The 18,259-nt window shown below is 51.5% G+C and carries 21 protein-coding genes and 1 riboswitch; of the genes, 17 read left to right on the forward strand and 4 right to left on the reverse strand.

Annotated elements, in window-relative coordinates:
• Nucleotides 1-51 precede the first annotated feature (51 nt).
• From QNH46_RS03795 to QNH46_RS03870, 16 genes are all read left to right on the forward strand, one after another.
• The gene (locus QNH46_RS03795; protein ID WP_283926996.1) at nt 52-957 is read left to right on the forward strand and encodes an ABC transporter ATP-binding protein; all 906 of its coding nucleotides are present in this window, start codon (nt 52-54) and stop codon (nt 955-957) included.
• A complete protein-coding gene (locus tag QNH46_RS03800; RefSeq protein ID WP_283926997.1) occupies nt 950-2,245 on the forward strand; it encodes an ABC transporter permease in 1,296 nt (431 codons plus the stop codon). The genes QNH46_RS03795 and QNH46_RS03800 overlap by 8 nt, the downstream gene beginning before the upstream one ends.
• Before the next feature lie 48 nt (nt 2,246-2,293).
• Complete coding sequence (locus tag QNH46_RS03805; protein ID WP_283926998.1) at nt 2,294-3,499, forward strand: TraB/GumN family protein; 1,206 nt, start codon at nt 2,294-2,296, stop codon at nt 3,497-3,499.
• A gap of 54 nt (nt 3,500-3,553) precedes the next feature.
• Nucleotides 3,554-3,663, forward strand: a riboswitch (TPP riboswitch).
• A gap of 73 nt (nt 3,664-3,736) precedes the next feature.
• Complete coding sequence (thiE, locus tag QNH46_RS03810; RefSeq protein ID WP_283926999.1) at nt 3,737-4,384, forward strand: thiamine phosphate synthase; 648 nt, start codon at nt 3,737-3,739, stop codon at nt 4,382-4,384.
• Nucleotides 4,362-4,577 carry a sulfur carrier protein ThiS gene (gene thiS, locus QNH46_RS03815; protein WP_283927000.1) on the forward strand — a complete coding sequence of 72 codons (216 nt, stop codon included), beginning with the start codon at nt 4,362-4,364 and terminating at the stop codon, nt 4,575-4,577. Before thiE ends, thiS begins: the two co-directional genes overlap by 23 nt.
• Nucleotides 4,578-4,581: 4 nt before the next feature.
• A complete protein-coding gene (locus QNH46_RS03820; protein WP_283927001.1) occupies nt 4,582-5,361 on the forward strand; it encodes a thiazole synthase in 780 nt (259 codons plus the stop codon).
• Between the two features lie 32 nt (nt 5,362-5,393).
• Nucleotides 5,394-6,617 carry an FAD-dependent oxidoreductase gene (locus QNH46_RS03825; RefSeq protein WP_283927002.1) on the forward strand — a complete coding sequence of 408 codons (1,224 nt, stop codon included), beginning with the start codon at nt 5,394-5,396 and terminating at the stop codon, nt 6,615-6,617.
• Between the two features lie 321 nt (nt 6,618-6,938).
• A complete protein-coding gene (locus QNH46_RS03830) occupies nt 6,939-7,460 on the forward strand; it encodes a sulfurtransferase TusA family protein (protein ID WP_283928341.1) in 522 nt (173 codons plus the stop codon).
• Nucleotides 7,461-7,518: 58 nt separating this feature from the next.
• Nucleotides 7,519-7,914, forward strand: coding sequence for a DsrE/DsrF/DrsH-like family protein (locus QNH46_RS03835; protein ID WP_283927003.1), 396 nt, complete (start codon nt 7,519-7,521; stop codon nt 7,912-7,914).
• A gap of 34 nt (nt 7,915-7,948) precedes the next feature.
• Nucleotides 7,949-9,100 carry an MBL fold metallo-hydrolase gene (locus tag QNH46_RS03840; RefSeq protein ID WP_283927004.1) on the forward strand — a complete coding sequence of 384 codons (1,152 nt, stop codon included), beginning with the start codon at nt 7,949-7,951 and terminating at the stop codon, nt 9,098-9,100.
• Between the two features lie 112 nt (nt 9,101-9,212).
• A complete protein-coding gene (locus QNH46_RS03845; protein ID WP_033403679.1) occupies nt 9,213-9,407 on the forward strand; it encodes a sulfurtransferase TusA family protein in 195 nt (64 codons plus the stop codon).
• A 320-nt stretch (nt 9,408-9,727) separates the two neighbouring features.
• Complete coding sequence (locus tag QNH46_RS03850) at nt 9,728-10,522, forward strand: sulfite exporter TauE/SafE family protein (protein ID WP_283927005.1); 795 nt, start codon at nt 9,728-9,730, stop codon at nt 10,520-10,522.
• A 148-nt stretch (nt 10,523-10,670) separates the two neighbouring features.
• Complete coding sequence (locus tag QNH46_RS03855) at nt 10,671-10,937, forward strand: metal-sensitive transcriptional regulator (RefSeq protein WP_055106565.1); 267 nt, start codon at nt 10,671-10,673, stop codon at nt 10,935-10,937.
• A 41-nt stretch (nt 10,938-10,978) separates the two neighbouring features.
• On the forward strand, nt 10,979-11,290 hold the full coding sequence (locus QNH46_RS03860; RefSeq protein WP_283927006.1) for a rhodanese-like domain-containing protein: 312 nt from the start codon (nt 10,979-10,981) through the stop codon (nt 11,288-11,290).
• Between the two features lie 101 nt (nt 11,291-11,391).
• Complete coding sequence (locus QNH46_RS03865) at nt 11,392-11,754, forward strand: rhodanese-like domain-containing protein (protein ID WP_283927007.1); 363 nt, start codon at nt 11,392-11,394, stop codon at nt 11,752-11,754.
• 27 nt (nt 11,755-11,781) lie between these two features.
• Entirely contained in the window at nt 11,782-12,168 is a 387-nt protein-coding gene (locus QNH46_RS03870) for a rhodanese-like domain-containing protein (protein ID WP_283927008.1), read from the forward strand.
• Between the two features lie 904 nt (nt 12,169-13,072).
• Here QNH46_RS03870 and QNH46_RS03875 read toward each other — a convergent pair.
• The 4 genes from QNH46_RS03875 to QNH46_RS03890 all read right to left on the reverse strand — a co-directional run bounded on the left by QNH46_RS03875 (nt 13,073) and on the right by QNH46_RS03890 (nt 16,492).
• On the reverse strand, nt 13,073-13,780 hold the full coding sequence (locus QNH46_RS03875; RefSeq protein WP_283927009.1) for an AIM24 family protein: 708 nt from the start codon (nt 13,778-13,780) through the stop codon (nt 13,073-13,075).
• Nucleotides 13,781-13,979: 199 nt separating this feature from the next.
• Entirely contained in the window at nt 13,980-14,387 is a 408-nt protein-coding gene (locus QNH46_RS03880; RefSeq protein ID WP_283927010.1) for a hypothetical protein, read from the reverse strand.
• Nucleotides 14,388-14,619: 232 nt separating this feature from the next.
• Complete coding sequence (locus QNH46_RS03885) at nt 14,620-15,480, reverse strand: DegV family protein (RefSeq protein ID WP_283927011.1); 861 nt, start codon at nt 15,478-15,480, stop codon at nt 14,620-14,622.
• Nucleotides 15,481-15,598: 118 nt separating this feature from the next.
• Nucleotides 15,599-16,492 carry an AraC family transcriptional regulator gene (locus QNH46_RS03890; RefSeq protein ID WP_283927012.1) on the reverse strand — a complete coding sequence of 298 codons (894 nt, stop codon included), beginning with the start codon at nt 16,490-16,492 and terminating at the stop codon, nt 15,599-15,601.
• Between the two features lie 306 nt (nt 16,493-16,798).
• Between QNH46_RS03890 and QNH46_RS03895 the strand changes: the two genes are divergently transcribed.
• The gene (locus QNH46_RS03895) at nt 16,799-18,160 is read left to right on the forward strand and encodes an MATE family efflux transporter (RefSeq protein WP_283927013.1); all 1,362 of its coding nucleotides are present in this window, start codon (nt 16,799-16,801) and stop codon (nt 18,158-18,160) included.
• Nucleotides 18,161-18,259 lie beyond the last annotated feature (99 nt).

Here is an 18,259-nt window from a genome sequence, read left to right on the forward strand (position 1 = left end):
TTATTTATGGACTTGGTAGAAATAGAAGCATGGAACAAGGAGGCTGAAACGATGGCTAAACCATTGGTATTGGAACAGGTAACGAAGCAGTTTGGGGAGAAAACGGCCGTAAACGGCATTTCCCTCCAAGTGGAGGAGGGAGAAATATACGGGCTCCTTGGCGGCAATGGAGCAGGTAAAACAACGACAATGCGGATGGTGCTCGGGTTAATTTACCCTGATGCTGGGCGAATTCTCTACCATGGGCAGGAATACAGTGGCGAATTGCAGCACAAGATGGGTTATTTGCCGGAAGAACGCGGTTTATATCCGAAAGTAAAGGTCAGTGATCAAATCATTTATTTGGCCCGGCTGAAGGGAATGTCGGCCCAAGAGGCGGACAAAAGTCTGCGTTACTGGCTGGAACGCTTCGAGGTGCCGGATTATTATAACAAGAAAATTGAAGAGCTCTCCAAAGGGAATCAGCAAAAAATGGGCTTTATCGCAGCTGTCGTGCATAAGCCCAAGGTGCTGATCCTGGATGAAGCCTTTAGCGGACTCGATCCGGTTAACGTCGAACTGCTTAAAGAGACTGTAAAAGAGCTGCGGGATGGAGGGACGAGCATCCTGTTCTCTACCCACCGCATGGAGCACGTGGAGGAGCTGTGCAGCAATATTACGATTCTGCAGCGTTCCAATACAGTACTGCAAGGGAATATTCAGGACATCAAGAAGCGCTATCCGCGCGAGGAGGTTCTTCTTCATACGACGGGAACGGTTACCGGCCTGGAGGCCATTCCGGGGGTAGTGCGGGTTGAACACCGCGAGCGCGGCTATTCTATCCGGATTTCCGATGTAGCGGCCGCGCAGGACATTCTGCGCCGGGCCATGGAAGAGAGCACAGTTGAGCATTTTGAAATCAAGGAACCGACGTTGAATCAAATCTTTATTAAAGAGGTAGGTGAGTCGCATGAATAAGCTGCTGCCGATCATTAATTTTACCTTTGCCAATAAGGTCAAGACGAAATCATTCGTCGTTACTACCGTCATTTTTGCCCTGCTGCTATCCATCGGTATTCATGTGCCGTATCTGATTCAATTGTTCTCGGGAAACGAGGGCGGTACAAGTTCCCAAATTGGCCTTGTCTATGGCAACCAGCCTGAAATTGCAGCGTCGCTGGAGGCGTTTATCGACAAGCAGCCGGATGGCAAAATCAAGCTCGTGAAATACGAGCAAGCGAATGATCAGGCGCTCATGCACGATATGGAGAACGGAACGATCAAGGGATACCTGGAGTTCGGCGAGGCTGAAGGGCTGCAATTTCCGAAGGTTATGTACACCTCCAAGAAGAACAGCATGGATTTAACGCTTCAGTCGACGCTCCAGCCCGCACTGGAGAACGTGAAAATGCAATACGTCACTCGTGGAAGCTCCCTAACCGAGGAGCAAATCGCGGCGATAAGCGCTCCCGTAATCATCGAAGAGCTGAAGGCCGAACAGGCCGCAGGAACGGGCAGTGCTGCCGATGCAAATGAAGGCTCTAAGCCGGCGGCGATCAATTACGTTATTGTATACGGCCTGATCGTTCTGTTCTTCATGACCAATATGATGACCGGCAACATGATTGCCGCAGAGGTAACTTCGGAGAAAAGCTCGCGGATCATGGAGATTCTGGTAACGAGCGTTTCACCGCTGACGCAAATGTTCGGCAAAATTCTAGGCATGTTCCTGGTCGGCCTGCTGCAGATCGCCATCTTCATCGCCGTAGTTGCCATCAACCTTGCATTGCCATACAATCAGGCATCCTTGGCCGAGTTGAATTTGGATTTATCGCAAATGGATCTATCCATTTTGCTTGTTGGTCTTATCTTCTATATTCTGGGCTATTTCCTCTATGCGACTTTGTACGCAGCGGTCGGCTCCATTGTCAGCCGCACGGAGGATCTTGGCCAGGCGGTGATGCCGATCACGATGCTTTCTCTGGCAGCATTCTATGTGGCGATGTTTAGCTTATCGTCTCCGAATTCCCTTCTGCTCAAGGTGTGCTCTTACATCCCGTTCGTGTCTCCGGTCACGATCCTGCTGCGGTATGGCGCAGGGGATGCAACGCTGCTGGAGGTAGGGCTGTCTCTGCTGATCCTTATTGTCGCTATCGTCTTCTTCAGCTGGCTGGCCGCCAAGATTTACCGCACGGGAGTCCTGCTGTACGGCAAGCGTCCGACGATGAAGGAGCTGCGCAAAGCGATGAAGGCGTACAAGATTTAACTCCGTGTGAATTTCAAAAATATCATTGTAACAAAGGAGAAGATGAACATGAAAAATTGGAAACGATCGCTCTTATCCCTCTTTATTTCTGTAGGCTTGCTTGCCACAGCGGCCCCGGCTATGGCTGCTCCACAGCCAGCTTCGGTCAAGATCAACAACCAAAACGTTGAATTCGCAACGAATGCGCCTATTGTTGATCACGGAACAACGCTGGTACCGCTGAAATCAACGCTGCAAGCGATGAATGTGGAGCTAAGCGATGTACAGGATGATACGATTCATGTCGTGATTGACGGCAAGGAGATTGCGCTGAACAGCAAGACAGAGCTGATTAACGGCGAGACGTACGCTCCGATTAGAATCGTTGGCGAAGCGGCAGGCTACAAGGTGCATTGGAATCAGCAATCCCGCACAGTGTTTCTTATCTCCGAAGCTACGGGGGAAGGTGCCCGCGGCTTCATGTGGGAAGTCAAACATGGCGGCAATACGGTCTATCTGGTAGGATCGATGCATATTGCGGACGACAGCTTTTATCCGCTGCGTTCGGAATTCGAGGATGCTTTTGCCGAAGCGGATTATTTGGGGGTAGAAATTGACCTTAGCAAGGCTGCTGATGAAGCCAATCAGAAGCTGATCCTGGATATGGGGATGTATCAGGACGGTACGACTTTGAAGGATCATGTGTCCAAGGAGACATATGCGAAGCTTGAGGATATTTTGCAGCAAAACGGCCTGGAGCCAAACGCCTTTGATGTCTTCAAGCCATGGGTCGTCGAGAGTACCATCAGCACGCTTAAATCGATGCAGTCAGGTTATGAAGCCTCTGCCGGAATCGACCTGTATTTCATCCAGAAAGCCATAGAACGCAAGCTGCCGGTGTTGGAACTGGAAACCTACGAGTCCCAACTGAGCATGCTCGACGGGTTCTCCAGCGAATTGCAGGAGAAAAACCTAAATACCGCCTTGGACAACTTCGATGTTTCGGCTGAACTTGTGGACGATATGGCCGCTATGTGGAAATCAGGGGATGATCAGAAACTGCTTGAGTTCACCGAGAGCATGATCGAGGATCCGGAGTATTACAAAGCGATGCTGACCGACCGGAATATCGTTATGGCCGATAAAATCGATGGATACCTGAAAAGCGACAAGAAAGCGGAATATTTCATTGTGGTTGGCGCAGCGCATTTCGCCGGCAAAGACGGCATCGTTCAGCTGTTGCAGGATAAAGGCTATTCCGTCGTTCGCAAATGAGGGTTCGGATAATCTTGCCAAGGTTACTAAGGTAAGTTATAGTGGGAGTAACTGAATATGGAGTGCGGGTGCTGGATAAAGTCCGGCTGAGATTGGAACCTGATGTTCCTGACCGTTAATCTGATCCAGGTAATGCTGGCGTAGAGAACATATCGAATTTAAAGCCATTCGTGTATTCTCGAATGGCTTTTTTGTGTCTTGCAGCCGGTAAATACAAAACGGAGGTAGAGTTGGCAGATGAGAGAGTTTCGTTTGTACGCTATTACCGATGAAAGAAGCCATCCCGGCAGGGAGCTTGCCGAAGTGATGGAGGAGGCTATTCTTGGCGGTGCAGATATCGTGCAGCTTCGGGACAAGCACAGCGAGCGGGCGGCTGTGCTGGAGAAGGCGAAGCGGCTTCGCGAATTGACACGCCGGTATGACGTTCCGTTAATCATCAACGATTATATCGATATTGCGCTTGAGGTGGATGCGGACGGCATTCATCTGGGCCAGGGCGACACACCGCTTCCCGTGGCCAGGGAGCTGGTCGGCGGGAAAATCATCGGCATTTCCACGCATGCGATCGAGGAAGCGCTGCTGGCAGAGCAGCAGGGAGCAGACTATATCGGCGTTGGTCCCATATACCCGACGGCTACGAAGGCGGATGCAACGCCGGTGACGCTCTCCTATGTCCGTGAGGTGGCGGAGAAAATCCGGATTCCGTTCGTGGCGATTGGCGGCATCAAGCTGCACAATGCGGATGAAGTGATCGCTGCCGGGGCAACGAGAATTTGCGCGGTGACCGAAATTGTAGGCAGTCCGGACGTAAAGGGGACATGCGAGGCCTTTATTCGCAAACTGGAGCAAGGGGGAGCGCATCATGGAAAATACGCAAATCGTTGAGTTGAAGGTGAATGGCGTTAAGCACAGCTTGCAGGCGGGAACTGTTCAGGATGTGATCGCCCATTTCGGCTTGACGGGCAAGCCGGTTATCGTGGAAGCGGACGGTGTGATTTTGACCCCCGAGCAGTGGGCGGATACCACGGTGTCTGCAGGGATGGTCATCGAGCTGGTTCATTTTGTGGGAGGGGGTTAAACGGATGCGGGACGATGTTTTGCGTATCGGCGGTCGCTCGCTGTCGTCGCGTTTTTTTATTGGCACAGGGCTGTTTCCCAACCCGTTCGTGCAGAAGGAAGCGATCCAAGCTTCCGGGGCGGAAGTGCTTACATTTGCTATTCGGCGCATTAATCTCGACGCGGTAGAGGATGATTCCATATTGCAGCATATCGAGGATGGCGCCTTTCAATATTTGCCGAACACATCAGGCGCAAGCACGGCCGAGGAAGCGGTCCGGATTGCGCGGCTTGCCAGAGCCTCCGGCCTCAGCGATTGGATCAAGGTTGAGATCAGCGCGGACGCGAAGACGTTGCTGCCCGACCCGATTGAGACGCTTAGGGCAACGGAAATGCTGGTCAAAGAAGGATTTACGGTGCTTCCTTATATTTCGGACGATCCGGTCATCTGCCGCCGGCTTGAAGAAGCCGGGGCTGCTGCGATCATGCCGGGAGCAGCGCCGATCGGCACGGGGCTCGGCATATTGAATCCTTACAATTTAGGCCTGATTGTAGAGGAAGCGGGCGTGCCCGTTATCGTGGATGCCGGGCTTGGGACGGCCAGTGACGTCACGAAGGCGATGGAACTGGGCGTAGACGGGGTGCTTATGAACACTCCGGTAGCCAAGGCGAAGGATCCGGTCATGATGGCAACCGCCATGAAGCACGCGATAGAGGCGGGACGGCTTGCTTATTTATCCGGACGAATTGCCCGGAAGAAGTACGCTTCCGCGAGCAGTGGCCTGGAACAGTTTATTTTGAAATAGCCCTATGAAAAATGGCGCTTGGGAGCGATAGCATGATGCAGAATATTGTTATTATGGGCGGCGGCGTTATCGGATTGTCCTGCGCCTTTGAATTGCGGAAGCGGGGGCATAACATAACTCTGCTGGAAATCGGCAAATGCGGCGGTCAAGCCTCGGGAGCAGCCGCCGGTATGCTGGCGCCATACTCCGAAAACCTGGAGGAGCCGGACGAATTCTTTCGACTATGCCTGGACAGCCTGCGGCTGTATCCCACATGGCAAGCGGAGATCAGTCAGATGTCGGGAGAAGCCTTTGAATATGCCAACTCTGGTAGCCTTTATGCGGTATACCATGAAGCGGATATTTTGGCCTTGGAGGGCAGGCTGCTCTGGCAGCGGGAATTCGGTTCCTCCGGGCGGATTGTCGAAGGGGAGGAGCTTCGGCGGATCGAGCCGGGGATCTCCAGCGAAGTCAAGGCGGGACTATATACACCGGAGGAGAGCCATATTTATGCGCCGCATTATGTGCAGGCGTTAGAGCACGTTTGCCGGAATATGGGCGTCCGTATTTTCGAGCATTTGGAGAGCGTGGACATTGTCGATTGGCTGCCAGGCCCTGGTAAAATGCCGGAGCAAACGCAAGCACCACTGGCACTGGGTCAAGGACAGCTGTTCGGTCTGCTGCAGGAGCAGCCGCAGTCTCTGCGCCGCGAGATCGTCTTGCAGTCCAAGGATGGCCGAAAATTCCCGGCAGATCGCTTAATTGTATGCTCCGGCGCTTGGGCCCAGGAACTTTCCGGAACGATTGCGCTTCCCCTTCCGATTTATCCGATCCGCGGGCAAATATGCGCTTACGATAACGCTCGGCATACGGTGAGGGGTATGGTGTTCAACAATCAAGGATACGTGGTCGCCAAAAATAACGGTACCGTCGTATGCGGCGCATCCGAGGATATTGCTGGATTCGATACTTCGGTAACGGAGAAGGGCATCGAGCGGCTGCGCAAATGGAATAAACGGCTGTTTCCTTCTCTGGAAGGGGAAATCCCCTTTCACCAATGGGCCGGACTGCGCCCTTCCACCCAGGATGGCCGTCCTTTGCTGGGGGCCCTCGAAGCTTCGGACCAGATCGTGTTTGCGGCTGGCCATTATCGCAACGGGATTTTGCTCAGCCCGATTACGGCCAAAATCGTGGCGGATGTCATCGAAGGCCTGAAATTGCCCAGCTATTATCCGGCGTTTGCGCCGGAAAGATTCAATCATATGATGATGCGCTAGACGCAGCAATTAGAAAATCGGAAGCAATCGCAAGTGAAAAACCTCTTCTTGTGGGCGGCATCGCCTTTCGCAAGAAGAGGTTTTTTGTCCTGGCTATTATTACCGCCCCAAGCTTTTGACAATCTTTGTTGACAACGTAAAGATTCTGCTTTAAGATTTATACCCATAGGGGTATATGTACCATGTATGAAGCGATGAATCAAAATTAGGCTCGTGTGGAAAGTTCTTAAATGATGAAAGGGAGGAATCGAATTGTCTGAACCACAAGTGCAGAAGCTGCAAGTCGATAAAACGCTGGACTGTAAAGGACTTTCGTGTCCGATGCCCATAGTAAAAACCAAGAAGGCCATGGATGAGTTGAATCCTGGCCAAGTGATCGAGGTTCAGGCCACAGACCGCGGTTCGCTGGCGGATATTCAAGGCTGGGCCAAAAATACAGGTCATCAATATTTAGGCACGATTGAAGAGAATAACATTCTCAGGCATTATCTTCGCAGATCGCGTCCCGACGAGATCAAAGCGGAGCAGAAGCACCCCTATGTCGCTTCGAATGAAGATCTGCAGGTCAAAATCGCAGCGAAGGATGCCATCACGATTCTTGATGTGCGCGAGCCAGCGGAATATGCCTTCGGCCACATTCCCGGTGCGAGATCTATTCCGCTGGGAGAACTGGAGTTGCGTGCGGGCGAACTGAATCCGGACGAGGAAATCTATGTAGTGTGCCGGACCGGCAGCCGCAGCGACCTGGCTTGCCAACTGCTTGCCAGTAAAGGCTTCAAGCAGGTGAAGAATGTAACACCGGGGATGACAGATTGGAAAGGGACCTATGGAACAGGCAGTTGAGAAGTAACCCGCACCATTTTTTAAATTTAAATAAGACTACATTCATGGAGGTATTACGATGTCAACAAAAGTAGCCATCATTGCGAGCAACGGCGGTTTATTCGACGCGTACAAAGTATTCAATATTGCCACGGCTTCGGCGGCAACGGAAGCTGAGGTAGCCATCTTTTTCACGTTTGAAGGGCTCAACCTGATCCACAAGCAAGGGAATCAGCAATTGCCGCTGCCGGCCGGGAAAGAACATTTTGCCGAGGGCTTCAAGAATGCGAATGTTCCTTCTATTCCGGAGTTGGTCAGCATGGCCCAGGAACTGGGCGTGAAATTGATCGCCTGCCAGATGACGATGGATGTTATGAATCTGAAGAAAGAAGATTTTGTCGACGGTATTGAAGTCGGAGGGGCTGTAACGTTTCTCGATTTTGCGAAGGATGCAAATGTTTCTTTGTCCTTTTAATTAACGATCCATTTATCGAAAGGGGATAACTCGAATGTCAGCAACAATTTCACCATTGCAAACAATGACGGCCGGCGAGTTGACCCGGCGGATTCTGAACAAGGAGCCATTATTCATTCTCGATGTCCGCAACGATAGCGACGCAGCCGATTGGCAAATCGAAGGGGAGAGCATTGAGCTGATCAACATTCCTTATTTTGATTTGCTGGAAGGCGTGGACGCTGCTCTGGAACAGCTGCCGGAGGACAAAGACGTACTCGTCGTCTGTGCCAAGGAAGGTTCCTCCAAGTTCGTGGCGGAGCAGCTCGTGGAAGCGGGTAGAAGCCGTGTGTATTATTTGGAAGGCGGGATGAAGGCATGGAGCGAGCATTTGGAGCCCGTGCTGATCGGCAAGCTGCAGGATGGCGGCTCGTTGTACCAATTCGTCCGAATCGGCAAAGGCTGTCTGTCCTACATGGTCGTTTCTGCAGAGGAAGCCGCGGTGATTGATGCGGTAAGAATGACTGACATATACTCGGCCTTTGCCGCAGAGCAAGGTGCAGCGATCAAGTACGCGCTGGACACGCACCTGCATGCAGACCATATCTCTGGAGGCCGTAAGCTGGCGGAGCAATCGGGAGGAACGTACTGGCTTCCTCCAAAGGATGCGGGAGAAGTAACGTTTGATTACGAGCAGCTGGAGGAAGGAGAAGTCGTCACCGTGGGAAATACTAAAATCGAAATTCAGCCGGTATATTCCCCGGGACACACAATCGGCAGTACTTCCTTCATCATAGATAACCGGTATTTGCTGACCGGCGATATTCTGTTCGTCGAATCAATTGGACGCCCGGACTTAGCTGGCCAAGCAGAGGATTGGGTGGGGGATCTGTATACTACCTTGCATGAACGCTATAAATCGTTACCGGATGAATTGATCGTACTTCCTGCCCATTTTGGCAAGATAACGGAGCTGGGGGAGGGCGGAGCTGTCTCCGCGCGGCTCGGTGATCTCTATAAGCGCAATCCTGGCTTGCAAATTACTGCCGAAGCAGAATTCAGACGGATGGTTACCGAAAATTTACCACAGCACCCCAACTCCTATCAGGAAATCCGCCAGACCAATATGGGCAAAATACATCCGGATGAAGAGCAGCAGCGTGAAATGGAGATCGGTCCGAACCGCTGTGCCGTGCATGATAAATAACCCGCGAACCTGCGGAGAAGCGCGATGACCCAGTAACACGAAATTCATTCATTGATCATTAGGAGGTCATGAACCAGTGGAAAGCAACAAAAAAGTCGATACAACAGGATTGATGTGTCCTATGCCGATCGTAAAGGCGAAGAAAGCGTTAGATGAGCTGAATCCCGGCGAAATTATGGAAGTCATCTCTACGGACAAGGGCTCCCTGAATGATTTTCAGGCTTGGGTTAAGCAAACGAACCACGAACTGCTGAAGCATTCAGAGAAGGACGGCGTCTACACTTTTCTAGTGAAAAAAAATGAATAAAAATCAGCGAACACGGCTTTGTCCGCTGATTGCTTATTTCGAATCGTAGACGATGCGCACGCCGAGTGTGGCATAAGTCTCTTCTCTATAGTGGCCTTGTGGACAGTACTTCAGCACGCGCAGGCTATCCTGCCGGGATTGCATAGTCCGCTGGCATTGGGGACAGCGATCGGCGAAGAGGGCGCGAAGGGCTTTTAGCATATAACCTCACCTTTTTCATATAAGTTTACTTGGTTTTGAGTATAACTTGTTATTTTCAATTCGTACAGCCATAAATGTTGGGAGACAGCTTCGGTTAAGCGATTGGAAAGGAGGGAGCTATGGATTTTCTGTTATTCATCGTCATGCTAATGCTCGGTTTAATTGGTTCCTTCTTTTCGGGGCTGCTCGGAATAGGCGGAGCGATCGTTTCGTTTCCACTATTGCTTTTCGTTCCTTCGGCGTTTGGCGTTGCGAATTTTACGGGTCAGGAAGTCTCTTCGATCAGCATGTTTCAGGTGTTCTTTGCCTCGCTTGCCGGTGTGCTGACGTATCTCAAAAACAGCAAAAATCAAGCGGCCGTCATTCGTAAAGGCCTTGTTGTATATATGGGCGCCGGGATTTTGTTCGGGAGCCTTGCCGGAGGGCTTGTCTCCGGATACCTGGACGGCAGGATCATCAACATTATTTACGGGGTGCTGGCCATCATTGCGGTTATCCTGATGCTGATCCCAAGCAAAGGCAAAGAAGGGGAAGCAACTGGCCAGCCTATTGTATTTAATCGGGCGTTCGCTGTTATTATATCGTTTCTGGTCGGCATCGTCTCGGGAATCGTTGGCGCCGGCGGCGCATTTATTCTAATCCCTGTCATGCTGACGGTCATGAAGATTCCGACCCGCATTACAATTGCTTCTTCCTTGGCAATTGTGTTCATTTCAGCCGTCGGCGGTGTAGCCGGCAAATTGACTACAGCGGCGATCCCCTGGGAGGCTACGCTGATCACCGTCATCGGCAGCCTGCTTGGCGCGCCGTTTGGTTCATGGCTCAGCGCGAGAATGAACGTCAAATATTTGCGGTATGGGCTTATTGTTTTAATCGCATTGACCGCCATTAAGGTGTGGATGTCGATATTGTAAGGCTTGAATTCACATTATTTCATTTGCTGAATGGTTTATGGGGGTTATTTCCTCAGCTGGATTGCGGTTGAAGATTGCGTTGGCTGTTATTTTCGAATAATATACCCTTAGGTGTATAGGTTAAGTGAATGAAATGGAGTGAACCCTAATGGACTACAATTATAATGAGGATTTAAAACGGCGCCTGAGAAGAATAGAAGGACAAGTGCGGGGAGTTCTGCGTCTGATGGATGAAGGAAAATCCTGCAAGGAAGTGGTAAGCCAGCTGTCAGCCGTCCGCAATGCGTCGGACCGGGCTATCGCCCAAATCGTAGCCGAAAATTTGCAGCAGTGCATTCTGGAGGAGCAATCGGCAGGCGGGAACACCGATAAAGTCGTGAAGGAAGCGATCGAGCTGCTGGTCAAAAGCCGGTAATAATTCAGATACTTTTTAAAATAGACAGGAGAGAGATTACGATGACAGGACGAGTAAGCAAGGAAATTTCGCCGCAAGAGCTATCCGCACGTTTAAAGAAGGGCGAGGCGGTCAAGATGCTGGACGTCCGTGAACCGGAAGAATGGGCGGCAGGCCATATTGAAGGAGCGAAGCATATTCCGCTTGGACAAGTCTTGGAGAGACTGCGTGAACTGGATGCGGACGAGGAGCTTATCGTAATTTGCCGCAGCGGCAACCGCAGCGGACTAGCCTGCGAGCTGCTGGAGGAGAAGGGCTTCAATGTCGTCAACATGACCGGCGGGCTGCTGGCTTGGGAAGACGAGTTGGTCTAAGCATATGTTTTTAGGCGAGTGAAGGATAGTGGGTTAGCCGAGACTGCTTTAAACCTTGGATATCAAGTTTAGTTTTAGCTAATAGAGTTTGGGAGGAAGAAATGCACATGTGGCTCATTGGTTTAATAATAGCCGGTTTAGCATACGTGCTGCTTCGCAATTTGCTGCCTGTAAAAGGGCTGGCCTATGTCGACGCCAACATTCTGCATAACGCTTCAGAGCTGCCGGAAGAGACGAGGATGCTCGATGTCCGGGACGAGGTGTTCTACCGGGAATGCCACGTACAAGGGGCGATCAACATTTCGATCGGTCGTCTTCCTTTCGTTTGGAGCAACGAACTGTCCCCGAGTGAGCCGATTCTGATTCTCTCAGACAGCAACATCAAGAGCAAGCGGGCGGCGCGCCTATTAAAAAGCCGGGGCTTCCGGCGAATATACGCTGTCCGTGGGCACTTCTGTGCGTAATAAGCAGCGAAAGCGTGGTTAACCATCATGGAGACAGGTACACTAATCAATATTTTATTCATTCTATTAGTTGTTTGGTTCGCATATACCCGTTTACGGCCTGCTCCCGGTTTGAAGACACTCCGCGAGGAGCAGTTCAGAAATAAAATGCAGAGCTCTAGCGACCCGGTACTCATCGACGTCCGGGAAATGGGCGAATACAGAAGAGGACATATTCCCGGCGCGAAGAACATTCCGCTCTCTCAGCTGCAAGGGCGGATTGGCGAAATTCCGCAGGATAAAGACCTTTTGCTCTATTGCCAGAGCGGGATGCGCAGCAAGAACGCGGCTCGAATCCTTGGCAAAAACGGCTACAGCAAACTGTTCCACCTTGCCGGCGGAATTAGCGCCTGGAGAGGCAAGATCACGAAGTAGACGCCGGCGTGGTAGTAAAGAGGGCTAGGGATTTCCCGGGTCAGGGACTTCCCTAGTCTTGTTTCTGCTGGTGATAATGGATCTGATCTAGAGCCAGCAACACCGGCACGCTATGTCTGTACCAGCACGCTATGTCTGTACCAGCACGCTATGTCTGTACCAGCACGCTATGGCTTAACCGGCTGGAAAAAGCTCCCTCATCATTGGAGCTGCCGCAATCCCTCTCTAAATGGCAATGCTAGCGGCTGCGGATGGCTAATGTAGCTAGTGCTAATCATTGAGATGGCTAACGAAAGCGGCTGGGTTGGGTCAAACAACTGTCTGTGATGGACAACGGACCGTAGTTCCGCTATTCGGCGAAAAAGCAGAAAAAACTAAGGTCAACGGACACAGGTTCCGCTATATCGCTAAAGTAGAGTGGAAATGAGGAGGTTTATGGCAAATAGGTGCCTCTCTGTCCGTTAGGCTATGTCAAACGGGTGTATCCTCACAAATAGCGGATCTCATGTCCGTTAGCATTCGCAAAGCTCATCTGTAACCTAGATACCGTTCCCACTATAGTTACATCTGCAACAGTTACTCCAGTTACTCAAACCGCGTTTACGATGATGCTCAGCAACTCCAGTTACTCAAACCGCGTTTACGATGATGCTCAGCAACTCCAGTTACTCAAACCGCGTTTACGATGCTCAGTTACTCAAGTACAGCTACTACAGTTACTAAATTTACTCACGCCAGCGCCTGCTCAGTTTCTTTTCACCAATACCTTGTTCACGGTACTTACTCCGTCTCAGTACTTACGAACAACTCTCTGTGCCCTAAGGCAGAAACCGACGGTAGTGTACAGCCATTGACCGGCTTGGCCAGAGCTTGTTAGCGCAGCTCACCCATCCGTCTGAGCCTCTTACTTGATAAAGACACCGCCGAAGGGGATGGCCTCGCGCAAGAAACGCTTCACGATGCCATCTTCGTTCTGCAAATCGCGTTCCAGCTCGCGATTGCCAGAGCCGGCCTGGATAAGAACATGGCCGCGTCCGGTCATCTTCCACTGGTAGCGCATATGCTGGCTGGCGAGATGATTACCGTAAACGGACAGCTCCAGCTTGGCGTTCTCTGGGTAAGCGATGACGCTGCCTGCCTCCACGTAGATCGGTTCCACGGGATCAAGCGGCAGTTCCAGCACCTGGCCTTGCGTCAGGATTCCGATGAGGCCCTCCCCCGAGAATTTCATCTTGATTGCATCGCGGGTGATCAGCATGTTTTTCATGCTGAGAATCCGGGTTTCCATTTGCACGCCTTCAGTATAAAAAAACAAATGCTTGAAATCGTACAGCAAATCGCTCCCCGCTGTAAGCGCAATCGGCTTCATCGTAACAGAAGGAGGGAGGGAGGCTACGAACTGGCAGGGGCCCTGGATATCTGCACGGATCAGCTTGCGTTTCCGGTACATTCCTTTCATGTTCATCAGCTTGTCGCTCCGCAGGCTGCTCGCTCCCCGAAAGGCGATAATTTGCCCCGGATGCAGCACATGGGCGATCTCCCCGTCTTGCAAATGAAAGGTAACCGCCTGCCCGGCCAGCAGGGCGGATTCGTTATTATACTCAATGTTCAATCGTGTTCCCCCTTTCTCCCCTCAAGCACTCGCGAAAACCAAGTTTAAGCAGCTCTACAACCGGATACCAAGCCTCTCAGAACCGCGTTCTTATCTGCAAGGTTTTACAAATTTACAACCCCTTAGATCGCTATATCAGCATCCGTTCCTATTCTTATTGAACATAAAACAGTGCATCTCCTGAGTTCTGCCAGGGGAATTACCTCCGCAACACAACGCGAATCACGCGAAGGAGAATGAAATAACCTGCAAGAAGAGCGGCGCCCGTAATCAACATGATCCGCGTTTTGCGGGCTTTGGCATCGCGGACTTCCTGGGCTTCGGTCAAAGCGGATACCGTTGCGGCCAACTCCCTGTTGCTGGCCATGAGCTCTTCGTTCTGCTGACGGTAGGCTTCCAATGTCCCCTGCGCTTCCTCCAGCTTGTCCAGGGTGACCTGATAGTTTTCTTTTATTTCATGGATATCATTAGGGAGTTCGGACAGCACCTTTACACCTTTGAAAAAATCGTCGAAATATCCCGCCTCGGTGCGGGAGGCATTGGTTAATCCGGCGAAAAAAACAGCCGCCAATACGACGGAGAAGATGCGCATTAAACCTTGCTTCATTCTCTTTTCACCTCCGGTGTCATCCGTTCAAAATAGGAGTTCCTTATTATGAGATATTACGTAGTATTTGCTCGAAAAGTTTCCATATGCAATGTCGAAGCAGCTTCGCTTCGAGTACTATTATAGCAAAAAGACCGCTATTTACCGGCCATTACAATCAAACCGGGAAAACAGCGGTCCATCAAGGCAATATCAAATTCAGCAAAGTTCCACAAAATCCGCCAAGCGAATACTAGGCATGGACAGCTTTGCGCATGTACATAATGGCAACGGTACGCGGGCCGCAATGGCAGGAAATTGCGCAGCCGCCTTCGATAATGGCCACTTCTTTTGCATCCGTCTGCTCCAGCAGCGTTGTCCGGATGTAACCCGCAGCTTTCTCGGCAAGCGTCTGGGCCACGATAATTAAATCACGATCGATCTTGTGAAAATTGTCGAGGAGATGCTGCAGCATCCGCTGAACAGCCTTCTCCGTTTTGCCTCTATATTTATCGGCGGAAATGACGAAGCCATCCTTGATTCGCAGCACGGGGCGAATTTTGAGCAGGCTGCCGATCATATGCTGAACGCTGGAGACACGGCCGCCCCTGTGCAAATAATCAAGGCTGTCCACAAGCACTTCCATCTCGACGCGTTCGCGCCACTCCTCAACGAGCTCGACGATCTGCTGCGGACTGGCGCCGTCCTTTGCCGCCAAAGCCGCTTTGATGACAAGGAGCGCGACGCCGCCGGATACGTGCATCGAATCAACGACCCTTACACGTCCAGCCGGGAACTCCTCTGCAGCAATAAGCGCGTTCTGATAGGTGGAAGAGAGCTTCGAGGACATGCTGATAAATACGATGTCCTGTCCTTGCTCGATGCAGGGCGCGAAGGCTGTGACAAAATCAGCCGGCGAAGGCGCTGCCGTCCCGGGCAGCTCTCCGCCTTCATCCACCCTGCGGTAAATGTCGGTTGTGGTGATTTCAAGCTTGTCCTTATAAGCGATTTCACCGAACACGACATATAGCGGAACGATACCGATATCATGCTGTTCGATCCAAGAGTTCGGTACGTCAGAAATACTGTCCGCGAATATTTTAACTTGTGTCAACGCATTTCCCCCAGTAATAGGTTTTGGTCATAATGAATCATAGCAGAGACCTACTTGAATTATAGTAGAGTTAATCAGCTATAGCAAAGAATCGTGTCACATTTTGTCGTCAGAGCCATTACTGATTAATCCAGGCAAAGCGCTGACGATACTTGCGGGGCGACAGCCCCTCTATTTTGGTAAAACTGGCGGTAAAATAGGCGGGATGGTTAAACCCCACCTCCTCAGCGATCCGCTCTACCGTATAATTGCTTTGCAGCAGCAGCAGCTTGGACTGCTCGATCCGGTAGCGCTGCAGGTAGGCCGCAGGCGAGCAGCCGAAGACCTTCTGCATGCAGCGGGCGATATAGACCGGATGAAAGTTGATGCTCTCGCCGAGCCGCTTGGCCGAGAACTGTTCCTTGTAGTGCTCCCTTAAATACGAGGCGGCCCGCTCCGCGCAAATGGATTGGGGGGACGGTCCGTTCATGCCGATAGAGGCGGACAGGAGGGAGATCACTTCCTGAAACAGCATTTGCTGTCGCAGCTTGGCGCCGGAGATATGCAGGCTCCGGTTCAAATCGGTCAGCTCCGTAATGGTGTCGCTCAGCTTCTGCGGCTGAACCACCTTCGTAAATTGCGGGATCGGCACGCTGAATGTCCACGTTGAGAAAGCCGATGCCGGCATATATCCCGGACGATCGTCGCCTGAGCAGAAATGCTCGCCGCACCTCTCCGTCTCGATGGACCAGCTGGAGCTCGTTTGAAAGTGAACCCAATGATACAGCGTATCCTCCTTGCAGTCGGCTACCGCATAGTGATAGCTGTCCGGCCGCAAAATAAGCGCATGCCCTTCGCTGACTTCATAGCTGCGACCTTCCTCGCCCATGTAGAGGCAGCCTTTGTCAACGAAAAGTAGATCGAACACATCGATATTTTGGCGGCTGGGATGCTTTTGTCCCGCACTCAGCAGAGACAAGCCGCTGGCGATATAATGGGGCAGGGGAGGAACCGTAAATTGAATGACAGACATGCGAACTACCTCCTAGTACAATTGCATTCAAGTTTGAATATTTAAAGATTCAGTTGGTTGAGTGATACATCCATTCCAATATAACATCTATAATGTGTCTCATGCTAAAAGTTAGTTAAAAAGTATGATTGTCAGGCATCTGCATCCTGGATTGCTTTTGAAGGAACGGAGGAACGCTGCGGCTGGAAGCCTGCGCCAGCTTAAAGCGAAGCCCCGTCCGAAAGCGAAACGGGACTTTTATAACGGCTTTTACAAGTTATATTACGGATGGTTGATATCTTCTCCGCCATACTGGAGGTTGTAATAATGAAAAAAATACGGAGTAGAGAGAAAGGTAAATTTGGCCTTTGGGTTCTGACCTGGCCGATCTTCATTGAAATGTTCCTGCAATTCCTGCTGGGCGCCGTCGATACGCTGATGGTGAGCCGAATCTCAGATGACGCCGTAGCGGTTGTCGGCTTCTCCAATCAGCTGTTCAATGCATTGACGACGCTATTTGCTACCGTCGCGAGCGGAGCCGGGATCGTCATCGCCCAGAAGCTTGGCTCAAGGCGCGAGGAAGACGCCAGAACAGTCGCTGTCATTTCGGTAAAAGTGACGGCATTGATCGGCCTGGGCCTGAGCCTGATGCTCGTGGCAGTTCCCGGCCCTATCGCGAGAATGCTGCAGCTGCCTGAGGAACTGATGCGGCTAGCCATACCGTACATCTCGATCGTCGGCGGTGGAATGATCCTGACCGCGCTGATGTCTGCGCTAAGCACCGCGATTCGGAACACCGGCAATACGAAGGGGCCAATGTACATTGCAGTAACAATGAACATGATCCATATTGTGATGAACTATGGCTTTATTTTCGGAGAGCTTGGATTTCCGCAGCTCGGCCTGACCGGGGTGGCCATTTCCACGGTAACAAGCCGTCTGCTGGCGACGGTCATGCTGTTCCTTATTTTCCTCGTTGCCTTCGAACGGAGAATCGGCTTCCGGGACATCTCCCTGTTCGACCGCAAACTGTTTAAGGAAGTGCTCGTCATCGGCTGGCCGCTAGGGGTCAACTCAGGCAGCTGGGTGTTCTCGCAGCTCGTTATTTATTCTTTCATAGCGACGCTCGGCTCCATGGAGCTAGCGGCAAGAACGTACATGAGCACCCTGGAAACCTTCTGTTTTTTGCTTGGGTTCTCGCTCGCGCTTGCCGTACAGATACAGATCGCCCATCTATACGGGGCAGGCCGGACGAAGGAAGCCTACAAGGCGGTGTACCGCTCGTTGTCAGCAGGGCTGCCGCTGGTCATTATCAACACCTGGCTACTGGTCTTGTTTGGCAAACATATATTAGGCCTGTTTACGCAGGATGAAGGAATATTGCTGATTTGCGGATCGCTGCTCTGGCTGAATCTGGCGCTGCAGCCGGCCAAAGTCCTGAACATGACGCTCGGGAACGCGCTGAATGCCGTAGGGGATACGAGATATACGATGTACGTGTCGCTGACGGTCATGTGGGTCGTGGCTACCGGCTGCTCGTACCTGCTAGGGATTTCACTCGGCTGGGGGATCGTTGCCATTTACGGCTGCATGATTGCGGATGAATATATCCGAAGTATCTTCTGCTACGTCCGCTGGCGCAAACGGAAATTTTTGCGGATGAAAGAAGCAGAGCTTCAGGCAGCCTAAATACAGGAAAGCTCTGGAATGCATCATAATCTGCACAACACAATAAGCGGCGCACACGAATGTGCAGCCGCTTATTGTGTTTTATCAGGAAGGGGCGAA

Origin of the sequence: Paenibacillus woosongensis (assembly GCF_030122845.1) — a bacterium.
Classification (GTDB): domain Bacteria; phylum Bacillota; class Bacilli; order Paenibacillales; family Paenibacillaceae; genus Fontibacillus; species Fontibacillus woosongensis_A.

Coding starts and splice junctions, on each gene's coding strand:
- QNH46_RS03830 (WP_283928341.1), top strand. CDS start 6,939: ATGCCCATAGTAAAAACCAAGAAGGCCATGGATGAGTTGAATCCTGGC.
- QNH46_RS03850 (WP_283927005.1), top strand. CDS start 9,728: ATGGATTTTCTGTTATTCATCGTCATGCTAATGCTCGGTTTAATTGGT.
- QNH46_RS03870 (WP_283927008.1), top strand. CDS start 11,782: ATGGAGACAGGTACACTAATCAATATTTTATTCATTCTATTAGTTGTT.
- QNH46_RS03820 (WP_283927001.1), top strand. CDS start 4,582: ATGCGGGACGATGTTTTGCGTATCGGCGGTCGCTCGCTGTCGTCGCGT.
- QNH46_RS03795 (WP_283926996.1), top strand. CDS start 52: ATGGCTAAACCATTGGTATTGGAACAGGTAACGAAGCAGTTTGGGGAG.
- QNH46_RS03835 (WP_283927003.1), top strand. CDS start 7,519: ATGTCAACAAAAGTAGCCATCATTGCGAGCAACGGCGGTTTATTCGAC.
- QNH46_RS03840 (WP_283927004.1), top strand. CDS start 7,949: ATGTCAGCAACAATTTCACCATTGCAAACAATGACGGCCGGCGAGTTG.
- QNH46_RS03880 (WP_283927010.1), bottom strand. CDS start 14,387: ATGAAGCAAGGTTTAATGCGCATCTTCTCCGTCGTATTGGCGGCTGTT.
- QNH46_RS03890 (WP_283927012.1), bottom strand. CDS start 16,492: ATGTCTGTCATTCAATTTACGGTTCCTCCCCTGCCCCATTATATCGCC.
- thiS (WP_283927000.1), top strand. CDS start 4,362: ATGGAAAATACGCAAATCGTTGAGTTGAAGGTGAATGGCGTTAAGCAC.
- QNH46_RS03800 (WP_283926997.1), top strand. CDS start 950: ATGAATAAGCTGCTGCCGATCATTAATTTTACCTTTGCCAATAAGGTC.
- QNH46_RS03845 (WP_033403679.1), top strand. CDS start 9,213: ATGTGTCCTATGCCGATCGTAAAGGCGAAGAAAGCGTTAGATGAGCTG.
- QNH46_RS03855 (WP_055106565.1), top strand. CDS start 10,671: ATGGACTACAATTATAATGAGGATTTAAAACGGCGCCTGAGAAGAATA.
- QNH46_RS03860 (WP_283927006.1), top strand. CDS start 10,979: ATGACAGGACGAGTAAGCAAGGAAATTTCGCCGCAAGAGCTATCCGCA.
- QNH46_RS03865 (WP_283927007.1), top strand. CDS start 11,392: ATGCACATGTGGCTCATTGGTTTAATAATAGCCGGTTTAGCATACGTG.
- QNH46_RS03805 (WP_283926998.1), top strand. CDS start 2,294: ATGAAAAATTGGAAACGATCGCTCTTATCCCTCTTTATTTCTGTAGGC.
- QNH46_RS03825 (WP_283927002.1), top strand. CDS start 5,394: ATGATGCAGAATATTGTTATTATGGGCGGCGGCGTTATCGGATTGTCC.
- thiE (WP_283926999.1), top strand. CDS start 3,737: ATGAGAGAGTTTCGTTTGTACGCTATTACCGATGAAAGAAGCCATCCC.
- QNH46_RS03895 (WP_283927013.1), top strand. CDS start 16,799: ATGAAAAAAATACGGAGTAGAGAGAAAGGTAAATTTGGCCTTTGGGTT.